Raw genomic sequence first — 12825 nt, forward strand, 5'->3', positions numbered from 1 at the left:
CGGCCGTAGGAGGTCCCGGCCCCTGAGACGTGAATCCGCACGACGTCCTTCCGTCAGCGATGCAGGGCGGCGAAGTCCAGCAGGGGCGCGGCGACCCGGAGCGGGTCCCTCATCGCTGCGCGATGAGCAAGCGAAGCGCCGCGCTTCGCTTGGCGCGCCCTCTTCCGCTTCGCTCCAGAGGGCTGTGAACCGGCTCGCTTCGCTCCCCGGCCCGCGCAAAGCGCGGGCGTTCCCTCCGCTTCGCTCCGTGAACGCAGTGAACAGGCCTCGCTTCGCGTTGCTCTGACAGTCAGCCACTTCTCATCGCTGCGTGAGGTGCCCACTCCCCGGACTGTGTCCGGGGAGTGACGGCCTGTCCGCTGCGCTCCCCGGCCGGGCCTTGCTGCGCAAGGCCTGACCGGTTCTCCGCTTCGCTCCGTACCGGGTTGGGTGGGTCCGCTGCGCTCCCCCGCCCAACGATCCCTCCGGCTCCGCCTCCAGGGCACATGAGGCCCGCTGACGCGGGCCTGGCTACCTACAGGGGTCAGGAGTGGCTGGGGCTGGAGGCGTGCGCGGGCCGCCGGGGTCAGTCTGGGAGGTTGACGACGTGGGCTTTCGGGGGCTTGACGTTCAGGGGGGTGTTGAAGTCGCTGAAGGAGGTGACGTTGCGGAAGTCGGGGCTCTTGTACACCACCTCGTAGATGTAGGGCTTGCCCTGGGTTGCTACATGGAACGTGTATGCGCCGCTCTTGTCGGTCTTGTCGGTGACGATGAGGCTGATCGTGGGTATTCCGCGAGTCTTGCCGGTCTCACCCTTGACGGCCTTCCCGAACGAGGCGAAGGGGTGGGTGCAGTCGGTCAGTCCGTTCTCGCCGGCCGCTGCATCCGGATCGGCGGTCGTCCTACCCCAGTTCTTCTGATCCTTCCGGCCTTTGGTGTCCATCCCCGACAGCTGCATGTGCTTCAGGTTCGGGCGGATGAAGTCGGTGTCTCCGATACGGATCTGATCGAGCTTCTCCCCCGTGCTGGCAGCTGATGTGAAGGAGCAGGTGCCCTTCAGGTCGGTCCTCAGCCGGGTGGTACTCCAGCGCCCGTCCTCCGTGGTCACGCGCCCTGTGATGGTCACCGCCTGAAGAGATTTCATAGTTTTGTTCGCCTCAGCGAGCATCTGTCCGGCCGGCTGCTCCTGCGGCTCCGCATTCCCGGAGCACCCCGAGAGCGTGACGGCCAGGGCCATGCATGCGGCGCCGGATGCCGCAGTACCAGAAAGCATTCGCACGATCGTTCCCCCAGAGTTTGAATCGATCATGATAGCGGCCACCGTGTCCGCCCGCGCCGGCTGGTGCAGGGGTCGATGTCGTCTGCTTGTCCTGGCAGGGGCAGATGACTGCATCAAATTGATGCAGCATGTACGATTGGATAAATTCGATGGCATGGTGCTGATTTTAGAGAACACTGATGGGCAACGCTGAGGGTTATCCGGTCTATAGGTCGTAGAGCTGGACGGCATGGCGCCGCGCTCGCGTGGTCCGGTGTTCGGGGACGGCTGGGACGACGTAGTGACGACGGTGAGCGAGGCCCTGGTGGGCATTGTGGACCGGGACTGGTCCCGGCGTGGCGGTCGGTCGGCCGGAGCCGCTGAACTGGCCGTACACATCTCGGATGTGAGGCAGCGTGAGCGGGCCGCTCTCGCGCGGCTGAAGCGGTACGTCCAAGAAGCCGTCCTGCCGGCCACGCACCCGCACACCACGGCGCGGCGCCAGGTCCTGGAGGCGCTGGGCGAGGCCGGCGGCCTGTGCACGGCCCGGACGCGGAACGCGGACGGGGACGTCGTCGTATGCGCGCTCGATGCCGGGCACTACGACCCGGCCAACCGGCCGCCGGCCAAGGGCGTTGAGCCCGGCGGCTGGCACAAGGCGGACGGATCGATCTGGAACGACTCGGGCGCGGCAGCCATTCCGCACACGGCCCTCTGAAAAGACCACACGGATTCAGCGCGGATTCAGCGCTCGGGGAAGGCGTGAAATGTCAGCGATTCAGCTCAGGGAACACCAGGTGGACCAGCGGGCGGCATTTCGCAAGTGGGTCGGATTTCCTGCAAGATCATCTGTGCCGCCGCAGGGGGCTCGGGGCACGATCGTGTCCGCGACCGGCTCAGGGAAGACGATCACGGCCGCCGCGTGCGCGCTGGAGTCGTTCGCGGACGGACGGATCCTGGTGACCGTGCCGACCCTGGACCTGCTCGCCCAGACCGCCCAGGCGTGGCGGGCGGTGGGCCACCGGGCGCCGATGGTCGCAGTGTGCTCGCTGGACAACGACCCGGTCCTGGGCGCGCTCGGGGTGCGCACGACCACGAACCCGGTCCAGCTCGCCCTGTGGGCCGGACACGGACCGGTGGTCGTATTCGCCACGTACGCCTCCCTCGTGGACCGCGAGGACATCGACGCACCCGTGGGCCAGCGCAAGGTCCGCGGACCGCTGGAGGCTGCCCTGGCAGGCGGGGAGCGCCTGTACGGGCAGCGCATGGCGGGCTTCGACCTCGCGATCGTGGACGAGGCCCACTCAACCGCGGGCGACCTGGGCCGTCCGTGGGCGGCGATCCACGACAACCACCGAATCCCGGCGGACTTCCGGCTCTACCTCACCGCGACCCCGCGCATCCTCGCCGCACCCCGGCCGAAGTGGCGCCAAGGCAAAGCCCTGATCCCCACAGACTGGATCACCGAGGCATAGACCTGGCCGTAGTTCGGGCGATCGCCGTGGACTCTTCGTCCCCGTGTTACTGGAGCCCAAAGAGAATCCAACCGACATGGTCGCCTCTTCCTCGTATGCCAGGCTGGTCGCTGTGCTCCAGGGCCTGCGCTCGCACGACGAGCGTGCCATTGAGCTACTTGCCATTCCCCAGGAACAGCAGAAGATGGTCGTTGATCCGTCGCCTCCGATCGGTCCTGAGCCGGAGGAGGGCCAGGAGGACACGCGGCCACTGCTGCGGTTCGCCGCCCCCAGGGATCCGGTGGTGATCGCGAAATGGGTGCGGTTCAACATCATCAGCACCGAACGCCAGGACTGGCAACGCGGCTACGACGCCGCCCGCCGCTACTACGAGCGCGAGGGCGACCTGGAGGTGCCCTACGAACACACCGAGGGCGCCTACCCGCTCGGGAGGTGGCTGTCCGACCAGCGGCGCTCGTTCCGGGCCGGGATCATGAACGGCGAACGCGCCGACGAACTCGAAGGGCTCGGGATCGTGTGGGACACCGCCGACGCCGCCTTCGAAGAAAACCTCGCCGCCGCCCGCGCCTACTACCAGGAGGCCGGGACTCTGGCCGCGCCCCGGCACGCCACCGCCCTCGACCGGCCCGTCGGACAATGGCTCACCAACCTCCGCCGGCCAGGCGGACTCGGCAAGGACACCGACCGCGCCCGCCGGCGCGCGGAGTAGCTCGCCGCAATCGACCCCGACTAAAACCCCCACGGCTCCTCGGATGGACCGTGAACTGGCAACGCTGCTACACCGGCCTGCACTCGCTCCTGGACGCCGGGAACGCGCTGGAGGACGTCCAGCCGGGGGTGACGTACCGGGGCGACGACATCGGCCGCTGGGTCCTCCGGCAGGCACGGGACTGGGCGCAGCTGAACGCGGAGCAGCGGCGGCGGCTGGAGGAGCTCGGGGTGCGACCCCGGGCCGCTGTAGAGGCGCAGAAGACTTCCGCGCGCGGTGCGGCGAAGACTCGGGCCGGGAAAGGCTCCGAAGCCTTCCAACGCGGCATTCAGGCCCTGCGGCAGTACATCGCACGCGAAGGAAAGACCACCGTCGGAAGACAGCACGTCGAGGAACTGCCCGACGGAACGTCCGTACGACTCGGTGTGTTCCTCAGCAACCACAAAAGCCGGCGCGACCCGCTCAGCGAGGGCCAACTCACCACCCTCGCCAACCTCGGACTCGACTGGGCGGCGTAGCTGGGATGGCTGGGACCTCAGTACATAACGGTGATGTGGACTGAGTGTCACGATGCTGCCCGGAACCGCAGCGCCTTCAGTACCTTTACATCCACGTGCAATCTACGGGCGGCTGGGAACAAGCGGCCGCCAGGAACCTGGGGGTACTCGCAATGGCGGTAGTGAATCTCTCGACGATTGATAAGAGCGTACGTAGCGAGGTAGCAGCAAGGGGCCTGCACCTCGTCTCTGTTGACGAGCATCCTCGACCGCCGCGGGTCTTCATATGTACAGACCCGGATCCGGATGACATCGGCTTCACCTTGAGGGGACACGTGACCTTCGATGCTGCCAACTGGTACACCGCCTACGGGATGAATGGCCTCCTGCGGGCGGGGACGCCAGCTATCGACGTGATTCACAGCATGTCCCCGTTCCCGAGTTGGGAAGCCGGGATCATGGCCGTATGCAGCACGTTCGACCGATATGCCGGAGGCACCCACTACTAGAGTCCGGTGGACGTCACTCTTGCGAGTGGCGCTCAGGGGCGGGGCAGGCCGTGCCGCAGAGCCCTTCAGTACGGTTTGGCCAGGAGCCGAAACAGCTTCCCCGGGAACGCTGCCCGTGCCACCCCGCTGTCGCGCGGAGGATCGGAGCCGGGGTCGTCCCATGTAGTTGCTTTGCGCTGCGGATCTAGGCGACACTCAAGGTTGTTCTTCTGGGTTTTCCCAGACGATGACATTTCCTTTATACAAATTGGCCTCTTTGTCTAGCTTTCCTGCGGTGATGAAGGAAATCCGCCCCTCTGCCGACAAGACGCAAAAGCTTTTCCCGGGGGTAACCGGAAGTGACTCTGTCCCGTGCGTGGCGAGACGGTCCGAGCATTCCTTCCGTGTCGGCTTCTTTTGTTCGCCCCAGGAAGAGATTGTGGGGTCGACGGTGAAGAAGCCGCCGTTCTGCCCGTACATGGTTGCGTCCCTCACCGCTTTATTACTTGTCTCGTAATCGTAGCTGAACCAGACACTTGCTTGGTTATTGCTGGAGAGTACTTTTGGTGGGACCGCGTCAAGATCGAGTTCAGTGAGACTGACGCTCCCGGACCATCGAATTTTATCTGGCTGTGGAATTTCGCTGGGGGTGAGTTCTCTCGGGGACGGAGAAGTTGGTGATGGCGTTGGGTTGGGAGAAGTCGGTGATGGCGTGGGGTTGGGCGTAGGTGTGCTCTGGGCGGTCGTGGTCGGTGTGTTGGCGCCGGGGGTGCCTTTGGCTGTGTCTGTTCGGGAGTCAGTGAGCCGGTAGATCAAGAAGGCGCCCAGGCCGGCAGCGACGACAAAGGCCATCACCACGGCCAGAGTGGCGGTGCGGGGCCTGGTGTTGCGGGCCGGCGAGGGGAGGGCGTGGGGCTGTTGCGGGGCCCCACCAGCTGGTTCGGCTGCCGCGGGGTATCTGTGCGCCGGCAGGCGGGTCTGGCGCAGTACGAGCGAGTTGGCATCCAGATCGGCCAGCACCGCATCGCGGCGGTGTACCAGCTCGGCCCGGCGGCGTTCCAGGGTTTCGGCGGTCTCCTCCAACTGCCTTTGCCGCTCGTGCCCTGAAGCCGAGGCGGCGTCGGCTGAGAACCGTAAGCTCTCCAGTTCGTTCTGCACGGCCTGCTTTTGCTGCTGGACGAGGGCCAGTTCCGCCAAGAGCGTCTCGACTTCCTGCGTGAGTTCGTATATGCGCAGCATGGGTCGATAGCTGCGTCCCCTCTCCTGTGGCTGTGCAGTCAGCAGTCGCAGGAGACGGCCGTAGGTCTGGCGTGTGTCGTTGAGTACGTCGGGAGTCACATCGCTGCGTCGTGCCACTTCCCCGAGGAAGGCGTCGACGTATTCGGGGTCGGGGACGCGGGGTGCGTTTTGGCCTTGGCCTTCATACGCGGAGATCGTGGTGTGGTCCACCCCCAGGAGGTCACCCAGTTCCCGCTGGCTCGCTCCCGTTTCCTTCCGGAGAAGTAGCAGACGTCCGGCAAACTCTTTACGCGCCCGCTCCGGATCGGGTGGGGGTACGGGCCCGGTTATGTCAGTCCCTCGCTCCGTCATGTTGTTGTCTCCCCTCAACATTTGGCGGCCGAAATTTGTGGCCCCGAGAACTCTTTGTCGTGCTTCTCCAACACGCTCGCTGTGCCAGAGGATCGATACCGCAGGCGCAAAAGGAACCCCGAACCCCTGTGACTGGTCAGCAACTCGCGCCGAAGGAACCGGACGCGAACATCCAAGGATTACCAGGAGTAGCTCATGAGTACCAGCAAGCGGCAAGCCATCGCCATCGCCCTTTTACTCGTCACCGGCATCGTCACCGGTCTCGCTGCTTACCGCAGCACACAACTCGGCAACGCCTTAGTGGCTGCCGCTACAGTCGCCAGCCTGGGATGGGGGGCTTTCAACACCCGACAGTAGTCCAGGCACTGTCCGCGTCCTCGGAACAACCTACGAGCCGGCTGCCCCGAGGACATGCACACTGCTCCTGTCTCCTACCTGGCACTGCAGGCAGGAGACAGGAGTCCGGGGCTGGAGCTGCGCTCGCCGCCGGAGCTTCTTCCCGGCAAACGTCATGCCGCGTTCAGGGGCGTCGGCGCAAGAACCGGCGGTAGGATCTCCGCTCCCCTACCGCCGGCCCCTGGTTCTGCTGTCGGTCCAGGTGCTCCACGCGGTCGCGGACCTGTGCTGCGAGCAGTTCCGCGGCGAGCGCCCGGCGCTTGCACCGTTCGCACAACGTGGAGTGGCTGTCCCCCGGGGCGCCCCATCAGGGGTGCAGGCGGCAGGGCCCGCCAGCCCCGGCCGGTCTGGCTGATGCGGCCACGCGGGACGGTGGGAACCGAGGCCCCCGCCCAGCCGGATAGCCGCCTGGGCGGGGGCCTCGGTTCTTGTTCGGTACCGCAGCAGGTCAGTTGTCTGCCTGTGATTCCTTGCCGTCGTCGTGCGTGGGGTCGGTCTGTTCGATATGAGCCGGCGGCAGCTGTTTCGTGCGGGGCCTGGACCGGCTGGCGGAGCGGGAGGCGATGGCTGTGGCGATAGCCCCTAGGACAGCGGTGGGAAGTCCGGAGAGCAGACCGCGGGCGATCTCTTGGCATACGTCGTGCAGCATGGTGCGCGCCTTCCTGGTGGGCACGTAATTGAGAGCGACACGCACAGGTCAGCTTGGATGAGGCTTCAACTGCCGCAGAGTTGTGTGCCTTGCGGGTGCTTGCTCAAGATTTGAAGAAGCCCATGGTCAGAGGGGCGCAGGCTCCTAGGATCTGCTCAGGACTGCGGAAGACTGAGGGGGATTTATGGCGGGACCGGCAGGGATCCGGACTGAGGAACAGCTCATGTATCAGCTCCGGCAACTCATTGGGCAGAGCCAGAGCAGTGCTCAGCAGCTGGCCCGTTCGTCAGGGGTATCGGAGAACACAGTCCGGGCCATGGCACGAGAGAGTGCCCCGTTCCCGCAGCAGAGCACTCTGGAGGCTGTGGTCAGGGCATGCGGTCAGGACACGAGGCCGTGGATGGATGCCTGGCACCGGGCCAATGATGCTCGCCCTCGACCTGAGCGCAGTGCTGGTGGCCAGAAAGCGACACAACTGCAGATTGAGGAGCTCACCAAAGTGGTAGGCCAGCTCGCTGAGCAGGTGGCGACGCTGACCGCAAGGCTGGACGCCATGGGCGAGGTCGATCACCAGCAGACACACGGAGAGCGGGCGTACCACCGGTTCCTCGCGAACCTGCCCCAGGCCCGCTCCACGCCCACGCCATGGGTTCTCCGGGAAACGCAGTCCGAGAAGGGGTACGTGTACTGGCTCCCACAGCAGCCGTCCTACACCGCGGGATTCGTGACTACCTTCGTGGAGGACGTCAATGCGATGACCGAGAAACGGAAGTTCCTCACGCGACTCCGGGCCTACCTCAACGCGGCTGTCAATCTTGAACAGGCTAAGGAAATGCGTCTCCCAGCCGGCACCGACCCGTCGCGCCATGACCAGCCCGTACAGCAAGCCGAGGTCGACAGATACGTCCTCGAGATGCGTGAGCACGTACGCAGCTACTTCACGGAACTCGCGGAAGGCCCCTCGCGCGAAGCATCGTAACCACACCGGCCGTCACGAGCATCCACTGACACTGCGGCTCACGCGAGCCGATCCCCCACTTCACGACGACAGCGTTGATCGCGAAGCCCAAGCCGCACAGCCGCGGTGGTAACGGTGGGACCTGGTCACTGCCTGGGGTACCGCCCGCAGCAGACGGGCCAGCACGTCCGGGCCGTCCGCACAGCGCCCGGTCCGCTGCTCCAGCATTCCGTGCCACAGGTGCAGGCGGCAGATCTGCCAGCGCCGACTGGCCCGGCTGGTGAGCCACACCCGTCTGCCGGACCGAAGGCCCCTCCCGTGCTCGGTGATCCACTCCCGCACCGCGCGCAGGACCGTTTCCTGCCGCGGCGACAACCCGGTGGTCTGGCGGCTCACGCCGACTGCATCCCGCGTGGCTGCGCGACCGCCCGGGCCTGGCGGCGCAGCTCCACCCGGGCCGCCGGCACACCACCAGGCGTGGTCGACCAGAACGGGTGGGTGTGCAGGATGACCGACAACCTCAGCAGACGTCGGCGCAGCACGGTGGAGTGGCGGGGGCTCGGCACGGCCAGGGCGTCGTAGGTGTCGTTCCATGCCTGCTGCGCACGGACGAGGCCATCGGGGAAGCGGAGGAAGTCCATCCACTGATTAGAGCACCTGTTCGAATAGCGGTCCACGCAGGTCCCTCATCGGTGGGCGTGTACGCGCACGGCAGCACCCAGGTGCGGCGCGGGCCGGCGCTCTACCACGCACCCCCTTGTCCACCGTCTGCGCCTGGCCGCCGATACCAGCGCTGGCAAGGAGAAAGGCGGGAACGGTGCGCGCGTCGCAGGACCTGGGCAAGGGGGTGGGTCATCGGCCGGGGGTATCGCTCGCCGCACCGGGTAGAGCCCACCGGGTGGATTCCGCTCGGTGGGCTCCACCCGGGCCGGCCTTCGGTGTGCGGGCTGTTGGGCCGGGGTGGAGGAGGGCAGGACGGGTTGGTCGGTGTGGTGGTGCTCGATCTCCACTCCGTACTCGCCGCCCATTGCCGCCCAGACCCGGCGGCCGACCGCTTCTGCCACTGCGACTGAACGGTGACCGGCCGCCTTCGCAGGCCATGGTCAGGCGGGCGACGTGGCCGACGGGCACCTCGTCGACCAGGACGTGGAGCTGGACGGCGGTGCGGTTGATGAGGTCGCGGGCGCCGGGGGTGTTCAGGACGTGCTCGTACACGTCGTCGTCCAGGCCGGTGCGGTAGCGCATGGTCGGGTCGTCGGCCGGGTTGCGCAGCGCTCGGCGCAGGTCGACGTAGAGCCCGTCGTTGACCAGGTCGTGCGCTCCGTCGTGGCGGGCGCCGATGGAACGGATGACAGCGGTGACGAAACCGCGCCCTTCAAGGGTGGTGGTCTTCATGCCACCACGGTTCCGGCACGCCCATCACGGTGGTAGGGGTTGCCCGTTGACAACACCCGTCCCCGTTTCAGAGCTTTGTGCGGTGGGGCGGATGGGCGACTGTGAGCTGGGCGGCAACGCTAAATTCGGAGTATGAGTAAGCGGCGTAGTGACGAGGGCGGTTGGACGACCGAGGAATCACCCGATGGCACGCTCACGCGTTTTCGTGCCCCGATGGGTCGTCCTGCGGGCTGAGGGCCAGGCGGAAGCCTTCCGCTACACCGTCCACCGCGAATTTGAAGGGGCTGAGGCCGAAGCCCAAGCCGCGCTGCTGCACATCGTCGACACCTTCGCAGAGGCTCTCACTGAATCAGGGCGCCGACGTCAGAGAAGACGGGTCTTCCGCGTCTCCGAACGCAGTTACTTCGTACGCGTCCAGAACCGAATGTCCGTCGAGGAAGCCCACTTCGCCCTCGCCGAACTCATAGCCGACACCCACGCCGACGACCTTCCCGACACCGTGGGCGGTTAAGCCGGTTCTTCTTGGCCAGCTGGGAGTGGCGCCTTTCCTGGCTAAGCGTCTGGTCATGAGGGTGATGGCTGCCCAGGTGATCAGGGTCTCGGAGTGCTGGACGAGCCGTTCATAGTCTCTCGCGTGGCGGCGTGCATGCATCATCCATGCGAGCGACCGTTCGACGACCCAACGGCGGGGCAGCACGACGAAGCCGGAGGCGTCCTCAGTACCTGTTTCTGCAGACTGCGCCCGGAAGACGACGGAGGCTGCTGGCCAGTCGTGCTGGCCAGCAGCCTTGGAAATGAACTGAGTGGTGTTTTCAGCGGTCGAGTCGCTCAGGACGGCGAGATGACGAGGTGGATGGCGAGCGCGGTAATCAGGCTGCTGGAGATCATGGTGGTGATGAGCCGGCCTCGGCTGCCAGTCAACGTTCGGCCCAGCAGTGCTCCGCCGCCGGCGAGCAACAACTGCCAGCTGGCGGACGCCGCGAACGCGGCGCAGACGAATACGGCCTGCTCGCCGTGAGTGGCAGCAGTTGCCATATTACTGCCGAGCACAAGCGCCGTGAAATAGATCACGGTCATGGGGTTCATCATCGTGATCGCCAGTAATCCCGCATAGGCCCGAACAGGCGTGAGGGGCGTCTTATCGGTTCGGATCGCCGACTGCCGCTTGCGGAACTGGCGGACACCCGTGACACCACCCCAGAGGGCCAGCACGATGAGCACCGATGCGGAAGCCCATCGCAGAGGAAGCAGGACTGGCTCGATGAGGGGAGTAATCGTGGAGCCCCCGGTCACGGCGATCCATGCATAGAGACCGTCAGCGGTTGCGACACCCAGTGCGGCGAACACACCGATTCTCAGAGACGTCCGGGCCGTCAGAGCCACCAGGTATGTCGCGACCGCTCCCACTGGCATGGCAATCCCATAACCTGCGAGGAGCCCCGCGATCAGGACGGCGATCACGAGCGAGGGAAGCTAGGCCTTCGCAGTCGGCCCGGCTGCTGCTGGACTCGCACCGACCAGGCGGTGGAAGTCAGCGGCAGGAAGGCGATAGTCGTAGTCATGGGCGGATTCTGTTGGCAACGCCGGCTCGCGGGCAAATTGTTTCTCGGTTGCGGACCGCGGCACGCTCACTGCGAATGATGACGTGAGGGGCGATTGGCTCCGCGGGTGATGCGGGTCAGGAGGGTGATGGCGGCCGCGCTCGCGATGGTGTTCAAACTGGCCGAGTCCGCCCGGGCGCGCGGGCGCACGACTCGAGCACAAAGTCCTGGTCGAGCGCGAGAAGCAGGTTGCATGAACGTTCGCAACATCCCGCAGAACCAGGACGAGCACTCCGCAACACCGCCAGGACCGGCCTCAACCGCCGCGGCGAGAGCTGGAGTCGGCTCACCCGCAAATCCTGGCGAGTACTCCCTGCTGACGTGCCCAGGGTTGGTTTGCCGAGCTGCTTAACCAGTACAGCGAGCTGAAGAGCTCACGGCATGATGCGCGGCGTGGACTCGATGAATGGCATCCCGGACTGCCCCCGACCCCGCTGGGGGGTGTTCACCCAACCGGGTTTTCGCCTGCTCTGGACAGGCGAGACAGTGAGTGGGCTGGGCAACAGCATCACCGTGGTCGCGTTGCCGCTGATCGCAGTTGAGGTATTGGATGCCAATTCCACCACCGTCGGCCTACTCGCCGCTGCGGTGTGGCTGCCTTGGCTGCTGGTGGGGCTTCCGGTAGGCGCATGGGTGGACCGGATACGTAAACGGCCGCTGATGATCGCGTGTGATCTGCTGGCAGGCACGGCGCTCGCGAGCATTCCACTCGCGGCGTGGCTCGACGCGCTCAGCTTTCAGCACCTGGTCGTCGTCGCGCTGATCTGTGGCACCGCGGCGGTGTGCTTCAACACCGCCTATCACTCGTACATCCGAATCGTGCTCGACGGCCGCGACCTCCTGGAAGGCAACGCCAAACTGCAGGGCAGCGAGGCCGCCACCCAGGTCGCCGGGCCGGGGGTGGCGGGGCTGCTTGCCCAGGCGTTCGGCGCGGTCACCGCGCTCGTGGCCGACGCGGTGACGTTCCTGATATCCGCGGTCTGTCTGAAGCGGATCAGCGTAGCCGAGCCGGAGCCTGTTCTGGATGAGGAACGCATTCCTCTCCGCCAACAGATCAGAGAAGGGCTCCGTTTTGTGCGCCGGGACCGGTATCTGCGGCCGATGGTCACCTGGGGCGCCGTGATCAACATGGCGCTGATGGGCTATCAGGCGGTCCAGGTCGTGTTCCTGGTCCGCACGGTCGGGCTGAACCCGGCCATGGTCGGGCTGCTTCTGACCAGTGGCAGCGCCGGCGGCATCGTGGGCGCGCTCATGGCCACCAGGGTCAGCCGGCGGCTCGGCACCGCGCGCGGGCTTCTTCTCCTGCAGGTCGCCACCGCGCCGTTCGTACTGCTCCTGCCGATGACCACGGCGGGACCGGGGCTACTGCTGTTCGCAACGGGAGCCTTCCTTGTCGGGATCGGCGTTTCCGTGGCCAACATCGTGGTCGGCAGCTTCCGGCAGATCTACTGTCCGCCGCGCATGCTCGGCCGGGTCGTGGCAACGGCCATGATGATCAATCACAGCACCATCCCGCTCGGGTCCCTGCTCGGCGGCATGCTCGGCGACGCTGTCGGGTACCGGCCAGCCATGTGGATCATGACGGGTATCGTCGCGCCCAGCTGGCTCATCCTCGCCACAGGCCCTATGCGCCGTGAGCGCGACCTTCCGCAGACCCACAAGCCAGAACAAGCGCACGCCGAGAGCTGACAGACGGCGCAGGGATCGCCGAACGAACGGCGGTTCGAAGCGGGTGCAGTCGGCACCCGGCGCCCATACGTTTTCACCGAGACGTGACATCACGCTGCCACCGCATCGCGTCGGCCGCGCATTATTACGGCGTAATAATGC

The 12825-nt window shown here is 66.1% G+C and carries 11 protein-coding genes and 2 pseudogenes; 7 read left to right on the forward strand and 6 right to left on the reverse strand.

What is annotated here, in order from left to right; all coding sequences use genetic code 11:
• Positions 1 to 565: 565 nt before the first annotated feature.
• Entirely contained in the window at positions 566 to 1288 is a 723-nt protein-coding gene (locus ACN6LM_RS35765; RefSeq protein ID WP_445069598.1) for a hypothetical protein, read from the reverse strand.
• 199 nt (positions 1289 to 1487) lie between these two features.
• Here ACN6LM_RS35765 and ACN6LM_RS35770 point away from each other — a divergent pair, with 199 nt between their 5' ends.
• The 4 genes and pseudogenes from ACN6LM_RS35770 to ACN6LM_RS35785 all read left to right on the forward strand — a co-directional run bounded on the left by ACN6LM_RS35770 (position 1488) and on the right by ACN6LM_RS35785 (position 4427).
• Positions 1488 to 1955: a hypothetical protein gene (locus ACN6LM_RS35770; protein WP_445069599.1), complete on the forward strand. Its 468-nt coding sequence runs from the start codon at positions 1488 to 1490 to the stop codon at positions 1953 to 1955.
• 49 nt (positions 1956 to 2004) lie between these two features.
• Positions 2005 to 3415 (forward strand): annotated as a pseudogene (locus tag ACN6LM_RS35775) (helicase associated domain-containing protein); the annotation flags it as partial.
• A 56-nt stretch (positions 3416 to 3471) separates the two neighbouring features.
• Entirely contained in the window at positions 3472 to 3939 is a 468-nt protein-coding gene (locus ACN6LM_RS35780) for a helicase associated domain-containing protein (protein ID WP_445069600.1), read from the forward strand.
• A 152-nt stretch (positions 3940 to 4091) separates the two neighbouring features.
• Positions 4092 to 4427 (forward strand): hypothetical protein, encoded by a 336-nt coding sequence (locus ACN6LM_RS35785; RefSeq protein ID WP_445069601.1) that lies wholly within the window; start codon positions 4092 to 4094, stop codon positions 4425 to 4427.
• 195 nt (positions 4428 to 4622) lie between these two features.
• Here ACN6LM_RS35785 and ACN6LM_RS35790 read toward each other — a convergent pair whose 3' ends face one another.
• The gene (locus tag ACN6LM_RS35790; RefSeq protein ID WP_445069602.1) at positions 4623 to 6017 is read right to left on the reverse strand and encodes a helix-turn-helix domain-containing protein; all 1395 of its coding nucleotides are present in this window, start codon (positions 6015 to 6017) and stop codon (positions 4623 to 4625) included.
• 174 nt (positions 6018 to 6191) lie between these two features.
• Here ACN6LM_RS35790 and ACN6LM_RS35795 point away from each other — a divergent pair, with 174 nt between their 5' ends.
• Both ACN6LM_RS35795 and ACN6LM_RS35800 read left to right on the forward strand, forming a co-directional pair.
• Complete coding sequence (locus ACN6LM_RS35795) at positions 6192 to 6353, forward strand: hypothetical protein (protein ID WP_445069603.1); 162 nt, start codon at positions 6192 to 6194, stop codon at positions 6351 to 6353.
• 1088 nt (positions 6354 to 7441) lie between these two features.
• A complete protein-coding gene (locus ACN6LM_RS35800) occupies positions 7442 to 8020 on the forward strand; it encodes a hypothetical protein (RefSeq protein WP_445069604.1) in 579 nt (192 codons plus the stop codon).
• A gap of 371 nt (positions 8021 to 8391) precedes the next feature.
• On the opposite strand, the gene ACN6LM_RS35805 is transcribed toward ACN6LM_RS35800, so the two are convergent.
• The 4 genes and pseudogenes from ACN6LM_RS35805 to ACN6LM_RS35820 all read right to left on the reverse strand — a co-directional run bounded on the left by ACN6LM_RS35805 (position 8392) and on the right by ACN6LM_RS35820 (position 10855).
• Positions 8392 to 8640, reverse strand: a complete 249-nt coding sequence (locus tag ACN6LM_RS35805) for a hypothetical protein (protein WP_445069605.1) — start codon at positions 8638 to 8640, stop codon at positions 8392 to 8394.
• A gap of 211 nt (positions 8641 to 8851) precedes the next feature.
• Positions 8852 to 9394, reverse strand: a complete 543-nt coding sequence (locus tag ACN6LM_RS35810; RefSeq protein ID WP_445069606.1) for a RapZ C-terminal domain-containing protein — start codon at positions 9392 to 9394, stop codon at positions 8852 to 8854.
• A gap of 349 nt (positions 9395 to 9743) precedes the next feature.
• Positions 9744 to 10112 (reverse strand): annotated as a pseudogene (locus ACN6LM_RS35815) (hypothetical protein); the annotation flags it as partial.
• A 110-nt stretch (positions 10113 to 10222) separates the two neighbouring features.
• A complete protein-coding gene (locus ACN6LM_RS35820) occupies positions 10223 to 10855 on the reverse strand; it encodes a LysE family transporter (RefSeq protein ID WP_445069607.1) in 633 nt (210 codons plus the stop codon).
• A gap of 542 nt (positions 10856 to 11397) precedes the next feature.
• On the opposite strand from ACN6LM_RS35820, the gene ACN6LM_RS35825 reads away from it, so the two are divergent.
• Positions 11398 to 12684, forward strand: a complete 1287-nt coding sequence (locus tag ACN6LM_RS35825) for an MFS transporter (protein ID WP_445069608.1) — start codon at positions 11398 to 11400, stop codon at positions 12682 to 12684.
• Positions 12685 to 12825 lie beyond the last annotated feature (141 nt).

The sequence above is a fragment of the Streptomyces sp. SAS_281 genome (assembly GCF_052542855.1).

Excerpts from the sequence above, each read along its gene's own strand:
- ACN6LM_RS35805 (WP_445069605.1), bottom strand. The coding sequence starts at position 8,640 with ATGGACTTCCTCCGCTTCCCCGATGGCCTCGTCCGTGCGCAGCAGGCA.
- ACN6LM_RS35770 (WP_445069599.1), top strand. The coding sequence starts at position 1,488 with ATGGCGCCGCGCTCGCGTGGTCCGGTGTTCGGGGACGGCTGGGACGAC.
- ACN6LM_RS35790 (WP_445069602.1), bottom strand. The coding sequence starts at position 6,017 with ATGTTGAGGGGAGACAACAACATGACGGAGCGAGGGACTGACATAACC.
- ACN6LM_RS35765 (WP_445069598.1), bottom strand. The coding sequence starts at position 1,288 with ATGATCGATTCAAACTCTGGGGGAACGATCGTGCGAATGCTTTCTGGT.
- ACN6LM_RS35785 (WP_445069601.1), top strand. The coding sequence starts at position 4,092 with ATGGCGGTAGTGAATCTCTCGACGATTGATAAGAGCGTACGTAGCGAG.
- ACN6LM_RS35825 (WP_445069608.1), top strand. The coding sequence starts at position 11,398 with ATGAATGGCATCCCGGACTGCCCCCGACCCCGCTGGGGGGTGTTCACC.
- ACN6LM_RS35800 (WP_445069604.1), top strand. The coding sequence starts at position 7,442 with ATGGATGCCTGGCACCGGGCCAATGATGCTCGCCCTCGACCTGAGCGC.
- ACN6LM_RS35810 (WP_445069606.1), bottom strand. The coding sequence starts at position 9,394 with ATGAAGACCACCACCCTTGAAGGGCGCGGTTTCGTCACCGCTGTCATC.
- ACN6LM_RS35795 (WP_445069603.1), top strand. The coding sequence starts at position 6,192 with ATGAGTACCAGCAAGCGGCAAGCCATCGCCATCGCCCTTTTACTCGTC.